General features: G+C 69.9%; 25 protein-coding genes. 14 read left to right on the top strand and 11 right to left on the bottom strand.

Annotation, left to right across the window (positions count from 1 at the left end; translation table 11 throughout):
- Positions 1-41 precede the first annotated feature (41 nt).
- Entirely contained in the window at positions 42-809 is a 768-nt protein-coding gene (locus tag OG811_RS26365; protein WP_406069554.1) for an ABC transporter ATP-binding protein, read from the top strand.
- A complete protein-coding gene (locus tag OG811_RS26360) occupies positions 809-3,364 on the top strand; it encodes an ABC transporter permease (RefSeq protein WP_406069553.1) in 2,556 nt (851 codons plus the stop codon). The genes OG811_RS26365 and OG811_RS26360 overlap by 1 nt, the downstream gene beginning before the upstream one ends.
- Before the next feature lie 96 nt (positions 3,365-3,460).
- Here OG811_RS26360 and OG811_RS26355 read toward each other — a convergent pair whose 3' ends face one another.
- Positions 3,461-4,117 (bottom strand): HAD family hydrolase, encoded by a 657-nt coding sequence (locus OG811_RS26355; protein ID WP_406075923.1) that lies wholly within the window; start codon positions 4,115-4,117, stop codon positions 3,461-3,463.
- Positions 4,118-4,237: 120 nt separating this feature from the next.
- Complete coding sequence (locus tag OG811_RS26350; RefSeq protein WP_406069551.1) at positions 4,238-4,981, bottom strand: neutral zinc metallopeptidase; 744 nt, start codon at positions 4,979-4,981, stop codon at positions 4,238-4,240.
- Positions 4,982-5,177: 196 nt separating this feature from the next.
- Here OG811_RS26350 and OG811_RS26345 point away from each other — a divergent pair, with 196 nt between their 5' ends.
- Positions 5,178-5,543: a hypothetical protein gene (locus OG811_RS26345; protein ID WP_406069550.1), complete on the top strand. Its 366-nt coding sequence runs from the start codon at positions 5,178-5,180 to the stop codon at positions 5,541-5,543.
- Positions 5,544-5,547: 4 nt separating this feature from the next.
- Here OG811_RS26345 and OG811_RS26340 read toward each other — a convergent pair whose 3' ends face one another.
- Positions 5,548-5,757, bottom strand: coding sequence for a hypothetical protein (locus OG811_RS26340; protein WP_406069549.1), 210 nt, complete (start codon positions 5,755-5,757; stop codon positions 5,548-5,550).
- 201 nt (positions 5,758-5,958) lie between these two features.
- Between OG811_RS26340 and OG811_RS26335 the strand changes: the two genes are divergently transcribed.
- Positions 5,959-6,198 (top strand): hypothetical protein, encoded by a 240-nt coding sequence (locus OG811_RS26335; RefSeq protein ID WP_406069547.1) that lies wholly within the window; start codon positions 5,959-5,961, stop codon positions 6,196-6,198.
- Between the two features lie 75 nt (positions 6,199-6,273).
- On the opposite strand, the gene OG811_RS26330 is transcribed toward OG811_RS26335, so the two are convergent.
- Positions 6,274-7,371: a calcium:proton antiporter gene (locus OG811_RS26330; RefSeq protein ID WP_406075922.1), complete on the bottom strand. Its 1,098-nt coding sequence runs from the start codon at positions 7,369-7,371 to the stop codon at positions 6,274-6,276.
- 111 nt (positions 7,372-7,482) lie between these two features.
- Between OG811_RS26330 and OG811_RS26325 the strand changes: the two genes are divergently transcribed.
- Positions 7,483-7,845: a metalloregulator ArsR/SmtB family transcription factor gene (locus tag OG811_RS26325; RefSeq protein WP_406069546.1), complete on the top strand. Its 363-nt coding sequence runs from the start codon at positions 7,483-7,485 to the stop codon at positions 7,843-7,845.
- Entirely contained in the window at positions 7,842-8,357 is a 516-nt protein-coding gene (locus OG811_RS26320) for an SRPBCC family protein (RefSeq protein ID WP_406069544.1), read from the top strand. The genes OG811_RS26325 and OG811_RS26320 overlap by 4 nt, the downstream gene beginning before the upstream one ends.
- 16 nt (positions 8,358-8,373) lie before the next feature.
- Here the strand turns inward: OG811_RS26320 and mug are convergent, their stop codons facing one another.
- Positions 8,374-8,943 carry a G/U mismatch-specific DNA glycosylase gene (mug, locus tag OG811_RS26315; RefSeq protein ID WP_406069542.1) on the bottom strand — a complete coding sequence of 190 codons (570 nt, stop codon included), beginning with the start codon at positions 8,941-8,943 and terminating at the stop codon, positions 8,374-8,376.
- 74 nt (positions 8,944-9,017) lie between these two features.
- On the opposite strand from mug, the gene OG811_RS26310 reads away from it, so the two are divergent.
- Positions 9,018-9,761: a methyltransferase domain-containing protein gene (locus OG811_RS26310; RefSeq protein WP_406069541.1), complete on the top strand. Its 744-nt coding sequence runs from the start codon at positions 9,018-9,020 to the stop codon at positions 9,759-9,761.
- A 106-nt stretch (positions 9,762-9,867) separates the two neighbouring features.
- Here the strand turns inward: OG811_RS26310 and OG811_RS26305 are convergent, their stop codons facing one another.
- Positions 9,868-11,511, bottom strand: coding sequence for an MDR family MFS transporter (locus OG811_RS26305; protein WP_406069539.1), 1,644 nt, complete (start codon positions 11,509-11,511; stop codon positions 9,868-9,870).
- Between the two features lie 26 nt (positions 11,512-11,537).
- Entirely contained in the window at positions 11,538-11,684 is a 147-nt protein-coding gene (locus tag OG811_RS26300; protein WP_406075921.1) for a MarR family transcriptional regulator, read from the bottom strand.
- Between the two features lie 155 nt (positions 11,685-11,839).
- On the opposite strand from OG811_RS26300, the gene OG811_RS26295 reads away from it, so the two are divergent.
- The 4 genes from OG811_RS26295 (at position 11,840) to OG811_RS26280 (ending at position 17,215) form a co-directional block, all read left to right on the top strand.
- Positions 11,840-12,472: a TetR/AcrR family transcriptional regulator gene (locus tag OG811_RS26295; protein ID WP_406069537.1), complete on the top strand. Its 633-nt coding sequence runs from the start codon at positions 11,840-11,842 to the stop codon at positions 12,470-12,472.
- A gap of 117 nt (positions 12,473-12,589) precedes the next feature.
- A complete protein-coding gene (locus tag OG811_RS26290) occupies positions 12,590-12,808 on the top strand; it encodes an Lrp/AsnC ligand binding domain-containing protein (protein WP_406069536.1) in 219 nt (72 codons plus the stop codon).
- Between the two features lie 312 nt (positions 12,809-13,120).
- Positions 13,121-14,299 carry a ThuA domain-containing protein gene (locus OG811_RS26285; RefSeq protein WP_406069534.1) on the top strand — a complete coding sequence of 393 codons (1,179 nt, stop codon included), beginning with the start codon at positions 13,121-13,123 and terminating at the stop codon, positions 14,297-14,299.
- Between the two features lie 87 nt (positions 14,300-14,386).
- Entirely contained in the window at positions 14,387-17,215 is a 2,829-nt protein-coding gene (locus OG811_RS26280) for a PQQ-dependent sugar dehydrogenase (RefSeq protein WP_406069532.1), read from the top strand.
- Positions 17,216-17,288: 73 nt separating this feature from the next.
- On the opposite strand, the gene OG811_RS26275 is transcribed toward OG811_RS26280, so the two are convergent.
- Positions 17,289-18,233, bottom strand: a complete 945-nt coding sequence (locus OG811_RS26275) for an acyltransferase domain-containing protein (protein WP_406069530.1) — start codon at positions 18,231-18,233, stop codon at positions 17,289-17,291.
- 29 nt (positions 18,234-18,262) lie between these two features.
- Positions 18,263-18,847, bottom strand: a complete 585-nt coding sequence (locus OG811_RS26270) for a hypothetical protein (RefSeq protein WP_406069529.1) — start codon at positions 18,845-18,847, stop codon at positions 18,263-18,265.
- Between the two features lie 243 nt (positions 18,848-19,090).
- Between OG811_RS26270 and OG811_RS26265 the strand changes: the two genes are divergently transcribed.
- Entirely contained in the window at positions 19,091-20,011 is a 921-nt protein-coding gene (locus OG811_RS26265) for an NAD-dependent epimerase/dehydratase family protein (protein ID WP_406069528.1), read from the top strand.
- A 41-nt stretch (positions 20,012-20,052) separates the two neighbouring features.
- Here the strand turns inward: OG811_RS26265 and OG811_RS26260 are convergent, their stop codons facing one another.
- Complete coding sequence (locus tag OG811_RS26260; RefSeq protein WP_406067849.1) at positions 20,053-21,672, bottom strand: IS1634 family transposase; 1,620 nt, start codon at positions 21,670-21,672, stop codon at positions 20,053-20,055.
- Between the two features lie 344 nt (positions 21,673-22,016).
- Between OG811_RS26260 and OG811_RS26255 the strand changes: the two genes are divergently transcribed.
- Positions 22,017-22,556, top strand: a complete 540-nt coding sequence (locus OG811_RS26255) for a hypothetical protein (protein WP_406069526.1) — start codon at positions 22,017-22,019, stop codon at positions 22,554-22,556.
- Between the two features lie 736 nt (positions 22,557-23,292).
- Here the strand turns inward: OG811_RS26255 and OG811_RS26250 are convergent.
- Positions 23,293-23,754, bottom strand: a complete 462-nt coding sequence (locus tag OG811_RS26250) for a hypothetical protein (RefSeq protein WP_406069525.1) — start codon at positions 23,752-23,754, stop codon at positions 23,293-23,295.
- Positions 23,755-23,845: 91 nt separating this feature from the next.
- Here OG811_RS26250 and OG811_RS26245 point away from each other — a divergent pair, with 91 nt between their 5' ends.
- Entirely contained in the window at positions 23,846-24,211 is a 366-nt protein-coding gene (locus OG811_RS26245) for a MerR family transcriptional regulator (RefSeq protein ID WP_406069523.1), read from the top strand.
- The last annotated feature ends 693 nt before the right edge of the window (positions 24,212-24,904 follow it).

Below are 24,904 nucleotides of genomic sequence, written 5' to 3'. Positions count from 1 at the left end.
GGGGGCGGCGTGGATACGGACAGACGGAAGAGGTAGATGACGTGACCGCGACGGTAGGCCAGCAGGCGCAGGCCGCGGCCCGGGCGAACGACGTGTGGAAGGTGTACGGCAGCGGTGAGGCTCAGGTCATCGCGCTGCGGGGGGTCAGCGCGGAGTTCGAACGTGGCCGGTTCACTGCGATCATGGGGCCGTCGGGTTCCGGCAAGTCGACGCTGATGCACTGCCTGGCTGGCCTGGACTCGGTGACCCGGGGGACGGTGGCGATCGGTGAGACGACGGTCACCGGGCTGGGTGACGCGGGGCTGACGAAGCTGCGCCGCGACAAGGTGGGCTTCATCTTCCAGCAGTTCAACCTGCTGCCCACACTGACCGCCAAGGAGAACATCCTGCTGCCGCTGTCGATCGCCGGGCGTAAGCCGGACCCGGCCTGGTACGACACGGTGATCGACACGGTCGGCCTGCGGGACCGGCTGGACCACCGGCCGGCGCAGCTCTCCGGTGGGCAGCAGCAGCGGGTGGCGTGCGCCCGGGCGCTGGTCTCCCGCCCCGAGGTGATCTTCGCGGACGAGCCGACCGGCAACCTGGACTCGCGCTCCGGCGCGGAGGTGCTCAACTTCCTGCGTAACTCGGTCCGCGAGCACGGCCAGACCATCGTCATGGTCACCCACGACCCGACCGCCGCCGCGTACGCCGACCGGGTGGTCTTCCTCGCCGACGGCCAGATCGTCTCGGAGCTGATCGAGCCGACCGCTGAGACGGTGCTGGACACCATGAAGAAGCTGGACACTCCCGCTGAGGTGGGCAACTGATGTTCCGCGCGACACTGAAAAGTCTGCTGGCCCGCAAGGTCCGGCTGATCCTGTCCGGGTTGGCGGTGGTGCTCGGGGTGATGTTCGTCTCCGGCGCCTTCGTCCTCACCGACACGTTGGGCCGGTCCTTCGACTCGGTCTTCGCCGACGGCTTCTCCGAGGTCGACGTGAACGTCGCGGCCAAGCCGAAGGTGCAGCTCAGCGAGATGGAGGGCGAGCAGACCGCCGCCCCGCTGCCCGCCGCCGTCGTGGACCGGGTCAAGCAGGTGCCGGGGGTGGCCTCGGCGACCGGCATCGTCAACGCCGACGGCGCCCGGGTGATCGGCAGCAACGGCAAGGTGGTCACGTCGTTCGGTCCACCGCAGCTCGGCGAGAACTGGACCGGCGAGAGCGACCTGCTGAAGCTCCGTGAGGGCCGCGCGCCGCAGGCCGACGACGAGATCGTCATCAACAAGTCGCTGGCCACGGCAGCGAAGGTGCAGGTCGGGCAGAAGGTCGGCGTGCTCACCGCGTTCGAGTCGAAGAAGCGGGACTTCACCCTGGTCGGCGTCTTCGGTTACAGCGGCGACCGGGACTCGATCGGCGGGGTCAACGAGGTCTACTTCACCACGCCGGTGGCGCAGCGGCTGATGCTGGGCGCGCCGGACACGTTCAGCAGCATCACCGTCCAGGCCGCCGGTGGGGTGTCCGACGAGAAGCTGCGCGACGACGTGGGCCGCACCCTCGGCGCGGACTACGAGGTGAAGACCGGCAAGCAGGTGGCCGCGGACGCTTCAGCCAGCCTGAAGGAGGGCCTGTCCTTCTTCAACAAGATCCTGCTCGGCTTCGCCGCGGTGGCGCTGCTGGTGGGCACCTTCCTGATCCTCAACACCTTCTCGATCATCGTGGCGCAGCGGACCCGGGAGTTGGCGCTGATGCGCGCCATCGGGGCCAGCGGGCGGCAGATCATCGGTTCGGTGGTGCTGGAGGCGATCGCGGTGGGCCTGATCGCCTCGGTGCTCGGCCTGGCCGCCGGCATCGGGATTGGCGCGCTGCTGGCGTTCCTGTTCGGCAAGCTGGCCGGTGGGCTCACCCTGGCCGGGATCGGTGTGCCAGCGGCGGCGGTGATCGGCTCGTTCGCCGTCGGCCTGATCATCACCGTGGTGGCGGCGTTGCTGCCGGCGCTGCGGGCGTCCCGGATCCCGCCGATCGCGGCGATGCAGGACGTGGCGACCCCGGACCGGCCGTTGACGAAGGTCACCGTGGCCGGGTCGGTGGTCACCGGCATCGGCGCGGTGCTGCTCTTCCTCGGGCTGAGCGGCAACGCCCACGGTCAGACGCTGGCCACCATCCTGGGCGGTGTGCTGTTCGCCTTCATCGGGGTGGCGCTGCTGACCCCGCTGATCAGCCGGCCGGTGGTGAGCCTGCTCGGCGCGATCTTCTCCTGGTCGGTGCCGGGCAAGCTGGGCCGGCTCAACTCGGGGCGCAACCCGCGCCGCACCGCGATCACCGCCGCGGCGCTGATGGTCGGCATCGCGCTGGTCACCGGCGTCACGGTGATCCTCGACTCGGCCAAGGGCAGCATCAGCGCCCTCGCCGAGGACACCATCAAGGCCGAGCTGGTGATCTCCGGGGTGCAGGGCGGCCCCCGTCCGCCGAGCTTCGACCCGGGGGTGCTGGACCGGGCCAAGGCCCTGCCCGGTGTGCAGTTGGTCGACGGCGAGTACGGCGACATGGCGAAGGTGGACGGCACCAGCACCTGGGTCGCGGCGAGCAGCGATATCGCGTCGCTGCGGCAGATCTTCGGCGCGAAGGCCACCGCCGGTGACATCGACCGGCTCGGGCCGACCCAGATGCTGGTCAGCTCGGACACCGCCACCTCACGTGGCTGGTCGGTGGGCTCGACGGTGAACGTGCAGCTGGCCCGGGGTGAGTCGCGGACGTACACGGTCAGCGGCATCTACGAGGCGTCCCAGCTGACCAACCCGGTGACGTTGCCGGCGACGGCGGCGAAGGACTTCACCATCCCGCAGCCCATCCAGGGCTTCATCCAGTTGGCACCCGGTGCCCAGGTGTCCGACGTGCAGCCGCAGGTGGAGACGCTGCTCGCGGACAGCCCCGAGGTGTCGGTTGCCGACCGGGACGCGTTCATCAAGCAGCAGACCGGTCAGCTGGACGGGCTGCTCACGATGATCCAGATCCTGTTGGCGCTGGCCATCGTGATCGCCGTGCTCGGCATCATCAACACCCTGGCGCTGTCGGTGCTGGAGCGGACCCGCGAGTTGGGGCTGCTGCGGGCGATCGGCCTACGCCGGTCGCAGACCATGGGCATGATCACCGTGGAGGCGGTGGTGATCTCCGTGTTCGGAGCGCTGCTCGGCGTGGTGGTCGGCACCGGTCTCGGCGCCGCGGTGGTCGAGGCGCTGAAGGACGAGGGGATCACCGACCTGATCCTGCCCTGGGGGCAGATGGGGGTCTTCCTCGGTCTCGCCGCCCTCATCGGGGTGGTGGCCGCGGTGCTCCCGGCGATCCGGGCGGCTCGAATCAACGTCCTGGGCGCGATCGCCCACGACTGATCGGCACCGCCGAAGCCCCCGGTCGCCAGGTGCGATCGGGGGCTTCGGCCGTCCAGCCTGGCCGTTGTGTCCTCGGCTGCCAGCGCGCCGACCGCGTCAGCCGGTCGCGCCCGCGCGGTCGGTCAGCAGCCCGGTGAGGAACTCCAGGTCCGCGCCGGTCAGGCTTTCCAGCTGGTGTACGCCGACAGTGCTCGGAAGCGCCACCTCCGCCGGTACGGCCAGCACCGCCGCGCCGGAAGCGAGCGCGCTGGCCACCCCGGTCGGTGAGTCCTCGATTGCCACGCAACGCTCGATCGGCACGCCCAGCAGTCGGGCCGCGGTCAGGTAGGGCTCGGGGTGCGGCTTGGTAGCCACCACCTCGTCGCCGCAGACCACCGCGTCGAAATTGTCCCGGCCCAGGGTGTCCAGGGCGATCTCGACCAACGCCCGACCGCTGGAGGTGACCAGCGCGGTGGGGATCGCCGCCGCACGGACCGCGCGCAGCAGGGCGAACGCACCCGGCCGCCAGCGCAGCCCGGTGTGGAACAGCTCCAGGATCCGGGCGTTGATCCACGCCGCGCTGATCGCCGGATCCCGTTCGGGCTGCCCCAGGTCGTCGTGCAGCATACGCATCGACTCGGCCATGCTGGTGCCGATGATCGCCCGGCGGGCGTCGGCAGAAAGCTCCCCGCCGTACTCCCTCGCGAGTTCCTGGAGCGCGACGTCCCACAGCTTCTCGCTGTCGACCAGCGTGCCGTCCATGTCGAAGAGCACGGCGGCGGGGTAATGGCTGCTCAGCGGATCCTCCAGGGTCGTAGCGGACACCGGCGATCCTGCCAGGACCGACCACCGCCGGCGGTCACGGTGGGCGCCGACGTGATCCGGGCAACCCGCTCAGCCCAGGTCGCAGGCCTCAAGTGAGCGCTCGTAGCCGCGGAAGAACGAGTCGGTGCGCTGCTCCGAGGTGCCGTGCGAGCCCTCCGCGAACCACGGCTGGTCCGGGTCGTCGCCGACCGCCGCCACCCCCTCCCGGAACTCGTCCAGGTCACCTTCGGCCAGGGTCAGGACGCCGGAACGCACCGAGTCACCGAGGTATGCCCCGGCCATGCAGTCGGCCTGCAACTCCTGCTGGATGGTGAAGCTGTAGTTGATGCCGAGCCGCACCTGCATGCCGTGGGCGTACTCGTGGCCGAGCAGGTAGAACACGAACGCGTCGCCGACCTGGCGGAACGCCGCCACCGACCAGTTGACGTCGTACGCGATGAAGTCGCCCTGCGAGCAGTAGACGGCGTTGTTGCGGGGCAACGGCTGGCCGCCGCAGGACACCTCGCCCGCCCGCTGGTACGGGGTGATCCGCCGGATCGGTTGGAACCGCTGCCCGGACGCCTTGAACTGGGCCGCCCAGTACCGCTCGGCGATCGCCTGCGCGTCGGCGACGTCCTGCTCGAACTCGGCCACGCTGGTGGTGCTGTCGGCCCGGGTGGTGCTCGGCCCCGCGGGTGCCTGCGACCGGTCCGGCACCGGGCGCTCACCCTCCGGCTCGGCCAGCCCACCGCCGGCGCAGGCGAGGGACACCAGTGCGGCGATCAGCAGGCCGGCCAACGGGCCCCGGGCCTCACGTCCTGGCCGTGCTCCCACTGTGCCCTCCCCTGGCGTCGGTGCTCACGCTGCGCAGTACCCCGAGGATACGACCGCCACGCCTACGCACCGGTTTCACGTGCGCCAGCGCCGAACGGTTCACGGCTACGGTCGCTCGACGGCTACGGCCCTGCGGCGCGTGGTGCTGGGCGGCCACAATGGGCCGGGCGGGTCTGGCCGTCCGGTGAGGAGGGTCGTGGTGCACGAACTGGGCAGCAGGCTCCGCCGTCAGCCGGCCCCGCCGCACATCGTGTGGCGTTCGCTGCGCGACCCGTACGAGGCCGGCAGCCGGCCCTGGTTGGAGTTGCGGGACGACGAAGTGCCACCTCGGGTGGTGGCGGGGTACGCGCCGGTGCTGCTGGTCTGGTCGTCGCTCTGGCCGCACCGGCCGCTCGACCGGATCCGCTTCGACCTGGCCGCCGCGCCGACCAGCCAGGACTGCGCGCTGCGCTGGACGCTCACCACCGACGGGGAGGTGCCGAGTGAGAGCACCCTCGGACACCTGCGGCACCGGCTCAACTACCTGATCAACAACCGCCTCCGCCGCTCCTACGGTCAGTGATCGGTCAGCCGTTGGACTCGCGGCCGCGCTGCCACGTGTCACCCTGTTCACCGTGCCGCTCAGCCTCGTACCGCTGCTGCCGAGCCCGGGCATCCCGCCCAGCTGCCGGTTCGTCGCCATAGCTCGACGGTGCCCGCCCGCGCCGAACCAGGACCCCAGCCGCCAGACCCGCCACCACCGCGAAAAGCCCTACCACCACCCACACCGTCGTCATGCCCGCCAACCTAGCCACCACCCACAACCCCCTCCCGGCCCTATCCCCTCCCGGCCCGGTCGATCATGAAGTTGTTGCCCTCGATGCCGGCGTGTCGCGGCAACACCTTCATGATCAGCGAAAGAGGGTGGGTGGGGGTGGGCACCGCCCTGTACTAGGTGCTGCTGGACATTTCCGACAACCCGCGCGGTGGCGGTGGCGATGAGTCGCGGCGCGTCGGCCGGGTTGGCCCTGCTCGCCGACCTGGCCGACGACCCTCGGCTGGCCGAGGACCCTCGGCTGCCGGCCGCCCGCGCCCACCTGTGGGAGCTGGTCGGTGAGCGGGTCGCGGCGCGGGAGGCGTACCGGATGGCGGCGGCACGGTCGACGAACCTGGCGCAGCAGCGTTATCTGAACGCCCGCGCGGACCGCCTCGCGGGCGACCCGCCGGCCGTCGGCTGAGCCGGCGGGGGCGGGTCAACGGCCGGCGGGGCGGGTCAGGGGCTGGCGGGGCGGGTCAGGGGCTGGCTGGGTGGGTCAGGGGCTGGCGGCCAGGAAGACGAACGCGGCCATCAGCACCAGGTGTACACCGCCCTGCAGCACGTTCGCCCGGCCCGGCACCACGGTGAGCACCGCGGTCACCGCGGTGAGCGCGAGCAGTGCGAGTTGGGTGCCGCCGAGGCCGAGCAGCAGTGGGCCCTCCAGCCAGATCGAGGCGATCGCTATGGCCGGGATGGTCAGGCCGATGCTGGCCATGGCCGAGCCGAGCGCGAGGTTCAGGCTGGTCTGCACCCGGTCGCGGCGGGCGGCGCGGGCTGCGGCCAGGGTCTCCGGCAGCAGCACCAGCAGCGCGATGATGACACCGACGAACGCGTGGGGCAGGTTCGCCGCCGCCACCCCGGCCTCGATGGTCGGGGAGACGGTCTTGGCGTCGCCGACCACGGCGACCAGCGCCACCAGCAGCAGTCCCAGGCTGACCAGCGCGGCGCGATTCGTCGGCGGCTTCGCGTGCTCCTCCGCGTCGATCACCCGGCCCTGGCTGTCGACCGGCAGGAAGTAGTCGCGGTGCCGGCCGGTCTGCACCAGCACGAACAACCCGTAGAGCGCCAGCGACGCGACGGCGGCGAACGTGAGCTGGGCCGGGCTGAACTGCGGGCCGGGCCGGGCCGTGAACGTCGGGATGACCAGGCTCAGGGTGGCCAGGGTGATCACGGTGGCCAGCGCCCCGCCGGTGCCTTCCGGGTTGAACACCGCGACGCGACGGCGTAGCGCCCCGAGCAGCAGGGACAGGCCGAGTATTCCGTTACACGTGATCATGACGGCGGCGAAGACGGTGTCCCGGGCGAGCGACTGGGTCTTCTCCGGCCCGCTGATCATCAGCGTGACGATGAGGGCGACCTCGATCACGGTGACGGCGACAGCGAGGACCAGCGAGCCGTACGGCTCCCCCACCCGGTGGGCGACCACCTCCGCGTGGTGCACGGCCGCGAGCACCGCACCACCCAGCAGCACCGCGACCAGCACGATGATCGGCCCAGGCAGGTTCCGCCCCCAGGTCACGATCAGCACCAGGGCAGCGAGCACGGGTACGACAAACGTCCAGTCGGTCATGCGGGGGCGAAGGAAGGCGGGCATGTCGTACAGACTGCCAGGCCAGGTGATCATGTGCCCACCATCGACGCGGTGGTATGCGGGTGGTGGTGCCCCCACTACGCCAAACCGTAACTTGTGGGTTACGCTTCCGGGGTGGATGAGGTGGCCACCGCGATCGCGGACCCGGTACGACGGCACATCCTGACCCTGCTGCGCGACGAGCCGCTGTCCGCGGGCGACATCGCCCAGCGATTCGTGATCAGCCGACCCGCGATCAGCCGCCACCTGCGGGTGCTGCGCGAGAGCGGGCTGGTCCACGACGAGATGGTCGGCCGACAGAGGATCTACCGGCTCGATCCGCGCCCGCTCGCCCCGCTGGTCGACTGGCTCGCCGGGCTCGCCGCCCCCCACCTGTGGGAGCGGCACCTCGACGCGTTGGAGACCGAGGTCTATCGCACCCGCCGAGAGCGCCGCAGCCGCGGCCCGGCGGAGCACCGAAGGGAGCACACGGCATGACCCGTACACCCGCCGGACGCCTGTTTCGCACCGCCACCGGCCACGATCTCGTGCTGACCCGGACGTTCCGCGCCCCGGCGGCGGACGTCTGGGCCAGCCTGACCGAGTCGGAGCGCACGGCCCGCTGGTTCGGCCCCTGGGAGGGCGACGCCGCGCCCGGACGGACCATCCGGGTCCAGATGGCGTACGAGGAACAGCAGCCCTGGTGTGAGGTCCGCATCGACGCGTGCGAGCCACAGCAGCACCTGGCCGTCTCGATGATCGACAGCTACGGCACGTGGCTGCTGGAGCTGACGTTGGCCGAGACCGACGGCACCACCGAGCTGCGGTTCGTCCAGCACCTCAGCAGCCTGGAGAGCATCGCCGAGGTAGGCGCCGGCTGGGAGTACTACCTGGACATGCTGGTCACCTCGCGGGACGGCTCACCCCGTCCCGAGTTCGACGACTACCACCCCGCGATGCAGCCCTACTACCAGGCGCTGACCGCCGAGGCCGGCACACTGCACGGCTAGGGCCTTTGACAAGGCCCTAGGGGCCGAGCTCCCGCCGCAGGTTGGCGAACTCGGCGGTCAACGCCGGCAGCGGGAAGTGCGCGTTCAGGCCACTGGGGTTCGGCAGCACCCAGACCCGGGCCGGGCCCAGCCGGTCCGGCTGCGGACCCAGCCCGGCCTTGGGCCGAACGAACGCGATCCGGTACGCGGTCACCCCGAGGATGGCCACCCACCGCGGCCGGTACCGCTCGGCCTTCACCGCCAAACCCGTGACCCCGGCCACCAGCTCCGCCGACGTCAGCTCGTCGGCGCGGGCGGTGGCCCGATTGCTCAGGCTGGTGATGCCCAGGCCCTGCCGCAGCAGCTCATCGTGCTCCCACGGGTGCAACTCCCGGTCGGTGAAGCCGCCACCGTGCAGAGCCGGCCAGAACCGGCTGCCCTTACGGGCGAAGGGCAGCCCCACGGCGGCAGAGTAGAGGCCCGGGTTGAAGCCACAGAACAGCACTCGCAGGCCGGGGCCGAGCACGTCCGCCAGGCCCCGGCCGGCGGCTGCCGCCACCTCCTGCGGGGTCGGCCGCCGCACCGGCCCCCCACGTCCCACGTCCACGCCACCGATCCTGCCGTACGCCCGGGCACCGGACCCGCCGCACGCCGACGATCACGACTTGGCACCGTCAACGCATGCAGTCAACCGACCACCTCGCCGCCAGCCGCTACGCCCGGATGCGCTGGAACACTCCACTGTCCCAGGAGCACGCGTCGGTGCTGCTGCAGCGACTCGACGTCCGCCCGGGCGCGCGCGTCCTCGACCTCGGCTGCGGTTGGGGTGAGCTGCTGCTGCGGGCGGTCGCCGCCGGTGGTGTGTCCGGCCCGGTCGCAACGAGGGGCGTCGGCGTCGACACCGACGATGCCGCCCTCGACCGGGGGCGGCGGCTGGCCGCGGGTCGGTCGCTGAACCGGCACGTCGCCTTCGTGATGGGGGAAGCGGCGGCCTGGCAGGAGCCCGCCGACCGGGTCCTCTGCATCGGCTCGGCACACGCCTTCGGCGGCACCGGCACCGCCCTCGACGCGCTCGCCACCGTGGTCCGACCCGGTGGAAGGCTGCTGTTCGGTGACGCGTACTGGGAACGTCCCCCGACGCCGGAGGTCGAGCAGATCTTCGGCACGGAGGTCACGCCCCTCCCCGGGCTCGTCGAAGCCGCCCGCGAGCGCGGCTGGCGGGTGCTGCACCTGAGCACCGCCGACCAACGGGAGTGGGACGACTTCGAATCCACCTGGCTCGCGGGCCGCCAGGAGTGGCTGCTGTCGTACCCGGAGGATCCCCGCGCGGCCGACGTCCGCGCGGAACTCGACGACCGGTTGAGCCAGTACGTCGGCGGCTACCGAGGCGTCCTCGGCCTCGCCTACCTCGTCCTCGGCCGCTGACCGCCCCCGTGGTCACCTCTGACCCGGCTGGTGCCTGCGGAGCCTGGACAGACCGGGGCCGCCGCCGTCTTCGGACGGCGGCGGCCCCGGGTCGTACGGCCCGACGTCAGCGTCGGCGGGTCACGTGGTCCTGGTCGGCGTCGACGTGCACCTGGTCGAAGGCGGGAGCGCCGTCGACCGCGTCGGCGGCGACGGCCGCCGCCGTGGCGGCGTCCGGCAGGTCGAGGCTGGTCCGCAGGGTGACCGGCTTGAGCAGGAGCGCGGCGATGATGCCGACGACCCCGATGGCGGCGGAGATGAGGAAGATGTGTCCGGTGGCATCGCCGTACGCGGCCCGGACGATGCCCTGGACCTGCTCGGGCAACGCGGTGATGTTGAGGTTGCTGCCGGCACCCGCGCTGCCGGAGGTGGGGATCCCGGCGGCGGCGAGGTCGTGGGTGATCTGGTCGCTGACCCGGCGGGCGAGGACGGCGCCGAGCACGGAGACACCGATGGTGCCCCCGAGCGACCGGAAGAACGCGACGCTGGAACTGGCCGCGCCGATGTCCTTGAGCGAGACCGTGTTCTGAACGGCGAGAACGAGGTTCTGCATGGTCATGCCGACGCCGACGCCGACGATGAACATGGCGGCGCCGACCAGGACGAGCGACGTCTCGTGGTCGATGGTGCCGAGCAGGGCGAACCCGGCGACGAGGAGGATCGAGCCGGCGACGATGTACGGCTTGACCTTTCCGCTCTTGGTGATCAGCCGGCCGGCGACGATCGAGGAGCCGAGGACCCCGGCCATCATCGGGATGGTGAGCAGGCCTGCCTCCGTCGGGCTGTAACCGCGGCCGATCTGGAAGTACTGGCCGAGGAAGACGGCGCCGCCGAACATGGCCATGCCGACCGCGAGGCTGCCGAGGATGGCCAGCGCGGTGGTGTGCTGGCGCACGATGCTGAGCGGGACGACCGGCTCGGCCGCGCGCGACTCGACCCAGACCGCCAGGGCGAGCAGGACGACCGCACCGCCCACCATGGCCGCGGTCTGCCAGGAGGCCCAGGCGAACGAGCCGTCGACGAAGGAGATCCAGATCAGCAGCACGCTGACGCCGGCGGCGATCAGGCTGGCGCCCAGGTAGTCGATCTTGACGTTCTCGCGTCGCGCGGTGGGCAGGCGCAGGGTGGCCTGGAGCAGGAACAGTGCGATGGCGGCTACCGGCACACCGACGAAGAAGCACCAGCGCCAGCCGAGCCAGGACGTGTCGACGATGAGGCCGCCGAGCAGCGGACCGCCGACGGTCGCGACGGCCATGACACCGCCGAGGTAGCCGTTGTAGCGGCCCCGCTCACGCGGCGGGATCATGGCTGCGATCGCCACCTGGACGAGCGCCTGCAGACCGCCGACCCCGATGCCCTGGAACGCGCGGGCGGCGATGAGCTGGCCCGCGCTCTGCGAGAAGCCGGCAATGACCGAGCCCACCAGGAAGATCACGATGGCGACCTGGATAAGGGTCTTCTTGTTGTACAGGTCGGCCAGCTTGCCCCAGATCGGGGTGGTCGCGGTCGCGGTGAGCAGGGTCGCGGTGACCACCCAGGTGTACTGGTTCTGCGAGCCGTTCAGTGATCCGATGATCTTGGGTAGCGCGGTCGAGACGACCGTGCTGCTGAGCATCGCGACGAACAGCACGAGCAGCAGCCCACTGAGCGCCTCCAGCGTCCGCCGATGGGTCATCGGCTCAGCGCCGGTCGTGATGGTGGGTGCGCTCATCGCGCGGCCTCCAGGTTGTCGTGATTTCAAGGGCGACCTTGATGTCGCCGGTGAACGGGCCGAGGGCGCCGCTCAGCGCCGCCGCTGTCGGTCGGGTCGGGCCGCCGCTCGACCAGGCCGTGCGCGACGAGCGCCGTGACGGAGCGGCTGACGGTCGACGGGTCGAGCCGAATCGATCAGCTCTCCAGCGACTGCCACGCCCGCCAGCTGGCTGCCCACGTCCACTCCACGCCGTATATTGGTTGCCTCAAGCAAGCATCTACCGATCTTGCCCAACAGGCAAGTTTGCGCATTGAGAAGTCCGTCACCCGCACGTACCGTCGGAGCGATGGAGGAGACCACCGGGCTGCGGGAGCGCAAGAAGGCGGCGACCCGCCTCGCCCTGCACGAGGCGGCCCTACACCTCGCCGCCGAACAGGGAATCGACGCGGTGACGGTCGAGGCGATCGCCGACGCCGCCAACGTCTCCCGGCGAACCTTCTCCAACTACTTCTCAAGCAAGGAACAGGCGCTCTTCCACGGCGACACCATGCGCCTGCACCGGCTGTTGCAGCTGATCCGCGAACAGCCCGTCAACGAACCGCCCTGGAGGGTGCTGAGCCGGGCAGCCGAACGCGTCACCGAGGAGGTCTTCGGCGATTCTGAGCCTTCCTGGCTGACCCAACGCCGGAAGCTACGAGGGCACCCTGGCCTGGCCCCCCACCAGGTCGCGGCGTACGCCGCGATCGAGCGCGAGCTGGCCGCGGAACTCACCCACCGTCTCGCCGAGGCCGAGGCCGACGCCGACGTGGCACTGCGCTCCCGCCTCCTGGCCGCGGCCTTCCTGGCCATCCTGCGGGTCGGAGTCCAGCACTGGGTCGAGCACCCGGACATCCCCCTGGTGGAGATCATCCGGACCGCGCTCGCCGCGGCCGCTCCCGCGGTGGCCACCGAGGGCCGCCGGACCGGCACCGGCAACTAGCCCGATCACGTCGGCCTCGTGGCCGGCCCGGCCGCGCCGAACTGCAGACAGCGTGCGGCCAGTCCGAGGACGTGGTGCGGCGGCGCCTCGACAGGCTGCGGGCCAGCGCACGCGGAGGTGGAGTTCGCCGCCGCGGCCACCGGCCGGGTGAACATCGTCGCGGCCGTTCGCTGCCGGGGCACCGAGGAGCTGTACGCGTACCTGAATGACAAGATCGGCGCCCGGAGCGGCATCCGAACCGTCGAGACCGCGCTGATCCTGCGCCAGATCACACAGCTGGCACTCGCGCCGGCAGCCCTACCGGGTTCCTCGTCGGCGCCGCCGAGCGGGGCTTGACGCCGCGTAGACATCGGAGGTTTACTGCGTCAGCGATACAAGTCGATGGCTCTGACCCTCCACACTGGTCGGGTCCAGGTCGTCGGCGGTGCCATCGCAAACGGTCGCCGCTGTCACACCAGCCGTCTCCTGGCGCTGTCAGCCGCGACATGACGATCCCCCCTCGGCGGGTGGGGAGCACCGAACGGCAACACCGCGCCACCCCGCACCATCTCAGCCGAGCATCGGCGGCCCGGCTCCGTACCACCGCCAACCCGGCCCCGGCGAGCCCGCGCGCGTGCCCGGGTCGACGCTCAGCAGAGGAGCAAGACCATGCGTTCCCGTCCCCGTTTGTTAGCGCTCGTCACCGGCCTGGCCGTGTTGCTGGCCACCCTGGTAACCCTCCCGACTCCAGCCTCGGCAGCACCGCTGACCAAGGTCCTGGTGTTCAGCAAGACCGCCGGCTTCCGCCACTCGTCCATCCCGAACGGCATCGCCGCGATCCAGCAACTCGGCTCGGCCAACGGCTTCACCGTGACCGCCACCGAGGACGCCGCTCAGTTCACCACCTCCAACCTGGCCCAGTACCAGGCGGTGGTCTTCATGTCGACCACCGGTGACGTCCTCAACGCCAGCCAGCAGACGGCGTTCGAGTCGTACATCGCCGCTGGTGGCGGGTACGTCGGCGTGCACGCCGCCGCCGACACCGAGTACAGCTGGCCGTGGTACGGCGCGCTGGTCGGGGCGTGGTTCGACTCGCACCCGGCGATCCAGAACGCGACCGTGCGGATCGAGGACCGGACGAACCCGTCGACCGCCCACCTCAGCGACACCTGGGTCCGCTCCGACGAGTGGTACAACTACCGCACCAACCCCCGGTCGAGCGCGCGGGTCCTGGCCAGCCTCGACGAGTCGTCCTACAGCGGCGGCAACATGAGCGGCGACCACCCGATCACCTGGTGCAAGGCGTACGGCGGCGGACGGGCCTGGTACACCGGCCTCGGGCACACCGAGGCGTCGTACACCGATCCGAACTTCACCCGGATGCTGCTCGGCGGCCTCCAGGTCGCCGCGGGCTCCGTGACGGCCGACTGCTCGCCGCGTACGACCACCCCGCCGCCCAGCGGCTCCAGCCTGCGGGCCCGGGCCAACAACCAGTACGTGAGCGCGCTCAACGCCACCACCGCGCTGATCGCCAACCGCAGCGCCGTCGGCACCACCGAGCGGTTCGACCTGGTCAACCTCGCCAACGGCAACGTGGCGCTGCGCGCCAAGGGCAACGGGCAGTTCGTCGCGGCCGAGAACGCCGGGGCTTCGGCGCTGATCGCAAACCGGGCCACCTCCGGCGCGTGGGAGACGTTCCAGCTCGTGCGCAACTCCGACGGCACGGTGAGCCTGCGGGCCACGGTGAACAACCGTTACGTCTCCGCCGACAACGGGGGCGCCTCCCCGCTGATCGCCAACCGGACCTCCATCGGTCAGTGGGAGAAGTTCGACCTCGTCACCGGCTGACCTGGCCCTCGGCCGCTCTCCACCACCCTCACCTGGTCGTGGTGCGCCCCCGCGCGCCCGTCCCCCGGTCGTCGAGGAAGGACGATCATGTTCTCGTACCCCCGGCGCTGGTCCCGGGCCCTCGTCGCGGCGCTCACCGCCGCCGCGAGCGTGACCCTGGCCGTTGCCGCACCGTCCACCGCTCAGGCGGCAGTCATTCCCGCCTCCGACTACCAGCAGGTCAAACTCGCCACCGGCTCGGCGGAGCTGGGTGAGGCCATGTCCCTGGCCGTCCTGCCCAACCGCTCGGTGCTGCACACCGCCCGCAACGGCGTCCTGCGGGTGACCGACGTGGCCGGCAACACCAAGGTCTCCGGCACCCTGTCGGTCTACACCCACGACGAGGAGGGGTTGCAGGGCGTCGCCGTCGACCCCAACTTCACCACCAACCGGTGGATCTACCTGTACTACTCGCCCACGTTGAGCACCCCGTCCGGGGACGCCCCGACCACCGGCTCGCAGTCTGACTGGGACCGGTGGAAGGGGCACCTACGGCTGTCCCGGTTCACCCTCAACACCGACGACACGCTCAACCTGGGCAGCGAGAAGATCGTGCTCCAGGTCGCCAACGACCGTGGGCAGTGCTGCCACGTCGGCGGTGACCTGGACTTCGACGCCGCCGGCAACCTGTACCTGACCACCGGCGACGACACCAACCCGTTCGAGTCGTCCGGCTACGCGCCGCTTGACGAACGGACCAACCGCAACCCGCAGTTCGACGCCCAGCGTTCGGCGGGCAACACCAACGACCTGCGGGGCAAGCTGCTGCGGATCAAGCCGCAGGCGGACGGCACCTACACGATCCCGTCGGGCAACCTGTTCGCTCCCGGCACGTCCGGCACCCGGCCGGAGATCTACGCGATGGGTCTGCGCAACCCGTTCCGGATGAGCGTCGACAAGGCGACCGGCGTCGTCTACCTCGGTGACTACGGCCCGGACGCCGGGAGCACCAACTCCAGCCGGGGCCCCCAGGGTCAGGTGGAGTTCAACCGCATCACGGCGCCCGGCAACTTCGGCTGGCCGTACTGCACCGGCAGCAACACGAGCGCGGAAACATACAATGAATACACCTTCCCGTCCGGGCCGTCGCAGTCCAAGTACAACTGCACGGGCGGGCCGACGAACAACTCGTTCCGCAACACCGGGCTCGGCACGCTGCCCGCGGCGAAGCCGGCCTGGATCAAGTACGCCGGCGACTCCGGATCGCCCCCGGAGTTCGGCAGCGGCTCCGAATCACCGATGGGTGGGCCGGTCTACCGGTACGACGCCTCGCTCAACTCCAGCATCAAGTTCCCGGCGTCGCTGAACGGCCAGTTCTTCGCCGGTGAGTACGGCCGCCGCTGGATCAAGGCCATCGCGGTCAACGCCGACGGCTCACGCGGGGAGATCTCCAACTTCCCGTGGAGCGGCACCCAGGTCATGGACATGGCCTTCGGCCCGGACGGCGCCCTGTACGTGCTGGACTACGGCACCGGCTCGAACAACCAGGCGCTGTTCCGGATCGAGTACATCGGCGGCGGCAACCGCAGCCCGATCGCGGTCGCCTCGGCGAACCCCACGTCGGGGGCCAACCCGTTGACGGTGAACTTCTCGTCGGCTGGCAGCTCCGACCCCGAGGGCGGGGCGCTGAGCTACCTGTGGACCTTCGGCGACGGCACCACGTCGACGGCGGCCAACCCCACGAAGACGTACACCACCAACGGCACCTACTCCCCCACCTTGAAGGTCACCGACCCGGCCGGCCTGTCCGGCACGGCGAGCCTGGTCATCACCGTGGGCAACACCGCGCCGACGGTGACGCTGACCTCGCCCGCCGACGGGCAGCTGTTCAGCTTCGGTGACACGGTGCCGTACCAGATCAGCGTCAGCGACCCGCAGGACGGCACGATCGACTGTTCCAAGGTCAGCCTGACGTACGCGCTGGGCCACGACAGCCACGCCCACCAGATCACCTCGAAGAACGGGTGCAGCGGCTCGATCACCGTGCCGACCGACGGGGAGCACGACTCGGCGGCCAACATCTACGGGGTCTTCGACGCCGCGTACACCGACAACGGCGGGCTCACCACGCACAGCATCAGGACCCTGCAACCGAAGCACCGCCAGGGTGAGCACTTCGGCGCCCAGTCGGGTGTCCAGGCCACCGACCACACCAGCGCCGAGGGCGGCCGCACGGCCGGGTTCATCGAGAACAACGACTGGATCTCGTACCAGCCGTACAACCTGGCCAACGCGACGCGCTTCACCGTGCGGGCGTCGTCGGCCGGCGCCGGCGGCACCATCGAGGTACGGGCCGGATCGGCGACCGGAACGCTGCTGGGCACCGTCACGGTGCCGGTGACCGGCAACTGGGAGACCTTCACCGAGGTGTCCGGCGCCATCACCAACCCGCCCGCCTCGACGACCACCCTGTACCTGGTGTTCAAGGGTGGGTCCGGCTACCTGTTCGACGTCGACGCGTTCACCTTCACCACCGGCACCAGCAGCGGCACCGGGGCGATCAGCCTGCGGGCGCAGGTGAACAGCCAGTACGTGTCGGCCGTCGGCACGAACCCGCTGATCGCCAACAAGGCCACCGTCGCCTCGACTGAGCAGTTCGACCGAGTGGACGCCGGCAACGGCGCCATCGCCCTGCGGTCACGCGCCAACGGGCTGTACGTCTGCGCCGAGAACGCCGGCGCGGAACCGTTGGTGGCGAACCGCACGACGATCGGAGCGTGGGAGACCTTCCAGCTCATCACGAACTCCGACGGGACGGTCAGCCTGCGCGCCACGGTCAACAACCAGATCGTGGCCGCCGAGAACGCCGGTGCGGGGTCTCTGATCGCCAACCGCACCACGGTCGGAGCCTGGGAGAGGTTCACGCTGACCGGTTGACTCCGGTGGTGGGTCCGGCCCGCCCTGGTCGGCGGCCGGGCCGGACCCACCGAACCGCCGGCTGTGCAGAGCCCTAGATCGGGAAGCGGCCGTGCCGCCACTGCCAGTGGCGGCCGGCCTTCAGGTGGTCGACGATTGCGCGCTGGAGCACGGTACGGCGGGGCAGCTCGTCGAGGGGCGTGCTCAGGGTGCGGAACACGAAACGCAGCACCTCGACGTCGGCGTCCGGCCCCTCCTGCTCCTCGTAGGGGGTCAGCTCGAACCGCCGCTGGAACCGCGCGATGTTGGAATCCGCCGGCAGATATTCCAGCAACTGCGGGTCGAGCAGCCACGAGCCGCAGGAGAACGCCTCGTAGCGCTCGTCGGGAAAGTGGCGTGGGAAGAACGCGCGGGCCTCGTCGAGCGACGCGTCGATCGCGTCGGGGGTCAGCGGCCCCGCATCAGGGACGTGCAGGGCGATGGTGGCGCCACCACGGTGGTGCTGCAACCGGCCCAGCTCGTAGACGCTGCCGCGGACGTGCAGCGTCAGCCAGCTCTGCATGATCGGCCAGCCCTCGCGGTGCATCCGCCGATCGATCGCGAGGTTGCGGCCCAGGTCGGCGAGAGCCAGCCAGGACACAGCATCGGCGATGCCGTGGTCGCGGTGGTACCCCCGGACGACGTCGACCATGGCCAGGTACGCGTACACGTAGAGATGCCGCCAGGCGAGGCCCCGCTCGCGCGGCAACGCTGGACCGGGCGACAGCCAGACGTGGCCCCCGAGATCGGCGCGGAGCAGGGCGATCGAGCGGTCGAGCAGCCAGCGCAGCTCGGGCGTCCACAACGGAGAGTCAGCGTCGGGCCAGCCCGCCATGATCTCGGCGACGTCGTCCGGCAGCACGGCGAGCCGGTCGAGGATCGCGGGAGCGTCGGCCTTGCCTGGCAGCGGAGCCGACGGCCCGTCACCGGCGAGCCGGTGCACCCGGTCGACGTCCTCGACGGGCACCCCGAGTCGCGAGGCGATGTCGTCCAGTTCCACGCGGACGACCCTACCGGCCGGTGGGGATTTCAGGAGTCCGCAGGCACGCCGGCGTCGAGTTGCCCGATCATCGGCGCAAGCAGGTTGTTGAGCTCCCGAGCCAGCACCACCACGGCTCTGCGCGCCGTGGTCGCCACGGAGTCATCCGGACCGTCCGGGGCCGGCGGGAGATCGTCGAGCGGAACCGGCGCCTCCACCTGGAGCATCGCCCGCAGATGCGGGCTTCGCGTCTGGTCCTGCTCGGTCGGTGTCGTGTACTGGCCGAACAGCTGGGGCCAGTCCCGCCAGCCACGGTCGCGCTGCCACTGTTTTGTCCAGGTGAGCTCAGCCGGCCAGCGGGAGATCACCATCACCGCGCAGACCATGCTGCCGTCCCACGGGCTTCGCGCGCAGGTCGCCGAGACAATCCGCCGATGCCAGCGGACGAAGCCGGGCGACAGCTCACTGGCCACCCGCCATGCCGTCGCGGCGAACTCGACCGGCGCGATGTCGCCCCAGGTGTCGGTGAAGTCGTCGATCCGGCTCAGCACCTCGGCCTCGTAGCGACCACACCCGTCGGCGGCGTGCTCGCGGTCGAACTGCTCGTCCAGCCAGAAGGCGCGCGGTTCCGGCATCCTCAACCCCGTTCATCGCGATCGCATCGATCGCGTCATCCTCGTCTGAGCAGCGGCCCGAATCAGCTCACCGGCGTCCACCAGCCCGGATTGCCCGGTCCAACGTCGAACCTACCCGCCATCGCCCGCGTAACAGGGATTGTCAGCATCAATGCGTGTGGCTGATCATCCGGGTCGGTCCACTCACCAGCTGATGCCCATTGCGGCTTGACAAGCACCAAACTCCAGAGTGGACGATGCAGCGTGCGAATTCTCGTGGTGGGTGGCAGTGGCCTGATCGGCGCTCATGTCGTGGACGTGCTGCGCGAGCGGGGTCATGCCGCGACCACGGTGGCGCGTACCGCCCATCCGGGTGTCGATCATTTGCTCGATGTCGAATCCGCCTCGATCGACGATCTGCGGCCGCTGCTCGCCGGTCATGACGGCGTCGTCTACGCCACCCGCACCGACGAGCAGCGACCGCTGCCCAAGCCGATCTACCCGGCGTTCCGCCGAGACAACGTCGAGCCGGTGGTACGCCTGTTCGCCGCCGCCCGCCTCGAAGGTCTCAGCCGCGGGGTCATCATGGGCTCGTACTACACCTATTTCGACCGGCTGCATCCGCAGTGGCGCCTCGCGGAGCATCACACGTACATCCGTTGCCGCCTGGAGCAGGCCCAGGAGGGACGGTCGGCGGCCGGCCCGGAGCTGCCGGTCGCCGTACTCGAATTGCCGTTCATCTTCGGTCGGGCCGGTGACCGGCTACCCAACTGGTCCGGGCCGCTGGACCGGTGGGCGCGGTCGCGTACACCCTTGGCTGTTCCCACCGGCGGAAGCGCCGCGGCCTCGGCCCGCAGCGTGGCCGACGCCGCGGTGGACGCTCTGGAGCAGGCGAGCGGTGCGGACATCCCGATCGCCGACGAGAATCTCACCTGGAACGACATGATCGGGCGCATCGCGGAGGCCGTCGGCCGACGCCGCCGGGTCGCCCGCCTCCCGGCCGGTGCGGTGAAGGCCGCGCTACGCCTCGGCGGCGCGCTCCAGGCCCGCAGCGGCAAGGAGTCCGGCATGAACCCGAGCCACCTCGCCAACCTCCTGCTCGCCGAGTTGTTCATCGAGCCGACGACCGGCCGATCGTTGGACCCGGCGCTGCGTGAAACCTTCCCCGACAGTGGGGCCGCCTAGCCTTCGGGTCGCTAGCCCTGCATTCCGCATGTCGGCGATCGTCAGCACCATTCCAGCGGATTGACGTCGAGCAGGTCGAGGATTTCGAGTTGCAGGGGTGTGGGTTGAGGGATGGTGTGTGGGTTGCCGCTGGTCGCGGGGATGAGTCTCATGCTGGCGAGGGCTTGGAAGATCAGTCGGGTGGTGGGGACGGCGGGCCGGCGGGCGTAGAGGCCGGCGACGGTGGTCCGGCCCTGTGCGCGTAGAGCTGCTCTGACCTGGCGTTCGATGAGGCTGAAGATGAGCAGCGCGAGGCAGACCACGGTGATCATGGCGGTGATCCGGCGGTTGGTCTTCAGGTAGATCGCGGCGACGGCGAGGGTGCCCTTGAACGCGGAGTAGCGGCGTTCGACGGCTTCCTGGCCCTTGTAGTGCAGCAGGACCTGGGCGGCGTCGGCCTGGTCGGCCTCCAGGTTGGTCAGCAGCGCGTACCAGCCGTCGCCGGCTGCTTCGGCATCGATCGCTTCTTGGTCGAAGTGCCAGCTCAGGGTGGGCTTGCCGGTGTCCGGATCGGTGCCGGTGGTCGTGCGCAGGTAGGCGACGACCCGGCGGGTCTTCGCGATCACGGCCAGCCGGGTTTCGACCGCGGCGGTATCCGGGTAGTGCCGTGAGCCCAAGCCCCGGGTCAGCCGGGCGAGGTCGTCGGTGGCCCGGTCGAGTTTCTTGGCCCGGGCCACCGTCGCGGCCTGCGCTCGGGCGCTGGAGTGCACGAACACCCGGCGCAGGGTGAGCACGGGATCCTTCTTGCGGGGCCCGGCCAAGGTCATGGTGTCCTCGTACACGTGCCACGTTCCCAGCGTGGCGGGGTCTTTGCCCTGGTCACGGGCAGCGACGTAGTCGACCGGGGTGGCCAGGTCCAGGTCCAGGCCGGCCAACGTTTCGGCACTGACGTACACCTTCGACGCCGGCGCCACGAACGTCACCTTGTCGGCGTGCATCGCGGCCAGGTTGTTGTAGGAGACCAGCTTCGTGTCCCCGACGATCAACAACCTGCGGGTGGTAGCGATCTCCTGCAACGCTTTCATCATCGGGATCACCTGGGCGACCTCACCCGCACCGCCGTCATACGCCCGGTGGAACACCGGAACCCCGCCGTCCGCGGCTACCGCGAGCCCGGCCTGGACCTGCTTCAAGTCAGGCCGTCGGTCTTTCGGATGCCCGAACTTCGGCACGGCGTACTCCTGCTCGGCATGCTCGTACTCGCCATACACCGAGAACGACGTCATATCCCAGTGAATTCGGGACACATCGATCCCGAACACCTCGATCGCCTGCGCGCCGACCGACCCGACGATCGAATCCACCTGCGACGCGATCGCATCCAGCGCCCGGCCGACCCGGTCATCGTTGAGCTGCTGCGGCCGCACGCCGAAGACCTCTTCGACCGCGTACCCGCCCGCCCAGTCCTGGACCCGCACAAGCGGTTCCGGCGAGGTCAACCGGTTCGCTACCAGGGCCTCGATCACCTGCCCATGCGTCAACTCCGACCGGTCATCCACCGGGCACAACCCATCGATGACATCCCGGATCCGCAACCGGGCAGCGAACGCCGCGACCACCGGCAACGACCCCAACGCCTTCTCCACCGACGGCACCGCGCCGTACCGCGCACGCTCTCTCACAGCCCGGCACGCTGCCACCGGCCGCCCTCACGACCAACCCGCCGCGCCGAACCCCACCCACGATCACCGACGTGCGGAATGCAGGGCTAGCGGGGAGGGCTCAACCTCAGTAGGCGGCGCCACCAAGGGGAGGTGGCACGCCCGTTTCCTCGTGCGGACGGATCAGGAAGGCCGCGACTGCCGCAGGCGGGTTCGGATTGCCTCTCACGGGCGGTGTCGCGACGTCGTGGCCCGCCGAGTTCGGATACTCCGTGAGCCGCCGCCTCCAACGCCGCCGTGGTGTATCCGAGCGTCGTGCCTGGTTCGGCATGGACCGACGAATCACGCCTCAGGACATCAATCGCGTGACCGTAGCAACCCTGGAGCACGGTGTCGCCGTCGCGCACGCGGATCAGGTCGCGCGGCCCCTCGCACTGCCGGTCATCGTCGTTTGCCGGCGCGCATTGGCACCGCTGCTCCTGCATGGCCCCGAGATCCTCGACGGTGGGAGCGGCGGCCTCCTGCGCTTCCCGACTCGGCGCAAGATCGACAAAGAACTCCGGGCCCTTCTCTCCCACGGCGAGGTCCCGTCCACCCATCCGTTGACACAGCAGCCAGGTCACGTCGTCCGTTCCGTGGAAGTTCGGGTCCAACCTCCGCTGCGTCTCGTGACCGGGGACCAGCGGGTGCGTGGCGAACCAGACGTGCGGCCGCACCATGACCGGTTGGCGACCCTCCCCAGCGGGGGCCGGGGCTGGGGTCACACTGATGCTGCCGCCGAAGGTGTAGTCCACATCGCCCCACTCGGCGGCCCGCTCCAGCAGCGCTGGAGGTTCGGTGACGCCGCGGACGCGAAGCTCATCCAGCAGGTCTGCCAGGTCTCGGTGAAACGTGGACGCGACTGAACTAGCGTAAATCCACACCGTGCACCTCCCGAGTTCATCACAGCCCCGCACCACGACGTTGTCCAGCTTCGTGACACCTGACCGACGCAACTGGCACATCGGCGATGCCCGGCTCCCTGGGTGGGTCGCGATCGAGGCTCACCTTTGTCGCGATCTTGCACTTTCTGCCTCGACTTAGGGGGCATTGCACGCATCTCGGCGACCGAAACTGCAAGATCGCCCGCGGCGGGGCGCTCTGGAGTGGCGAACCTGGGTGTCGGGAGTGCACCGTGCCACCTTGGCCCAGCAACCGAACGCTCAACGCAACGGTGTTGCCCCCGACAGGGCCCTGCCGCTGCCACCATCGACCAGCGGTTCATGCTCCTCCACCGTGAGTTCGAAGCCAGCTACATCGACAACGGCTGGTGCGTGGGGCCAGGTGACGGCATGACCGATGTGCAGACCGCGCACGCCCAAGACGAGATGAAGCTCAACCAGGTGCTCACACCGTGGAGCACCGAGCCGCCAGCTTACCTACGCTCATCGGACCGACTATCCGGTCTGACATCGTCCCAGGGCTTGCGGAAAATAGGAGCGTCCACTTCGCCGGCAGCCGGCTGTCCCGTCTCGGGACCTGCGTGACAGATCGGTATCAGCGCCTGGGTGAACTCCGCCGAGTGTTGGTGAAGTTGAGCGTGGTGGAGCAGCGGTATCAAGCTGTGTCGGGGATGGGTGCCGGGGGCGACGGTCACGGACGTCATTCGCGGCGAGCGGTCGGCCTGGCGAGCTCGTCTAACGGGTTGGTGCGCCGACTCTGCCACCACGGCAAGAGTTGGACGAGGCCGAATACCACCTCGATGACGAAGAACGCCCACAACAGCCGAAAGGCGCCGTTGGCCAGCGCGTATGCCTGCCACATCGCGAACAGCGTGCGTGCGACGCCGTCGGCCAGTCCGTGCACCGGCAGCGGCTGGATGATGCGCAGCAGGGCCCAGACGACTACGACCGATCCCATCAGATTCGCGTACAGGGTCTGTATCGGGTCGAGGGCGGGTAGCACGCCCAGCCCGAGGGTGCTACCCAGCGACGACAGCGCACGGTGCAGCAGCGCGTACGTCCACGGCGTCGCGAATCCCGCCGTGATGACGAGGTCGTACCAGGCACTCGCGCGTACGACGCGCAGATAGGCGGGGCTGGAAGGGGCGAAAAGACGGATCACGATGAGGCTCCTGCTGGTCTCACGGCAGCGACGCTTCACGGTAGACATTGGAGTAGGCTCCAAGGTCAAGCCCACAACTCGCCGGAGTGTCATGCGTATCGGGGAACTGGCCGCGCAAGCGGGGATAACCACGGACACCATTCGGTTCTACGAGAAGGTTGGCCTCGTCGCGGGTGGACGGCTGTCCAACGGCTATCGCGACTTCCCACCCGAGACGGTGGCCTGGCTGCACTACATCCGCACGGCGCAGACGCTCGGGTTCTCGCTTGCGGAAATCGCGCGGCACGGTGAGGAACTGCGCGACGCACCAGACGAGGCGGTGGCGTTGTCGGCGCTGTTCGAGGAAAAGATCCGGGTCATCGAGGCCCGGATGGCCGAACTCGCCGCCCTGCGGGCCGACCTTGAGGCGCGCGTCGGCACGGGGTGTCCAATGCGGGCGGCCGGCCAAGCCGGCTGAACGCGCCACGCACCAGATCGCCGGTCCGCGTTCCGCCAAGCGCTGGTTCGAGGCCCGCGAGCCTGAACCTCCGCGAGCTACGCAACGATGACCCGGTGGACGAACAGCCTATCGTTACCGACCCGTGGTGGGACCTGCACCGAGGTGTCCCAACCGAACACCCTCGAAGAAGACATCCACGAGCCAGGCTGAGCAGGTAGAGACGCACGAGGACCGTTTAGCCAGACATGTTATGGATCATCCGACGCTGATCTCTCGACCTACCTCGGCCATGCCGACCCGGGATTCACCGCATGATCATGGTTGAGCGGCCTTCCGGGCGACCTGAAGTGCAGGTCAGGGCACCTGAGCCCGTCACTTGGCGTTGTATTGATGCCCCTGCCGGGAATAGGCATCCGAACTGGACGAGACACGCTTTGACCTGGACCGGGACTAGTCATGGTTGGTCATCAGTTGCCACCATCGGCCTACGTTAGACGGCCTACGGACGGCATGATCTTGATGCTGGACCTAGCCATCTGGCGGCCGACCTCTTCGGTGTGAAGGAACCATCGCCGGTCGATGACCTGCGCGAGTAGCCGGTTGAGCTGCCCGCACGGTCCGCCATCGCCATCGTCCATCGTCCGTCGACGTCCGCCTTGGCCCGCCTCCGTCGTCACCCAATTGGTCACCCAGCCCAAGTCTCGCGCGGCC

The organism is Micromonospora sp. NBC_01638, from assembly GCF_045209745.1.
GTDB lineage: Bacteria > Actinomycetota > Actinomycetes > Mycobacteriales > Micromonosporaceae > Micromonospora.
This window is presented reverse-complemented; position numbering and strand designations above follow the sequence as displayed.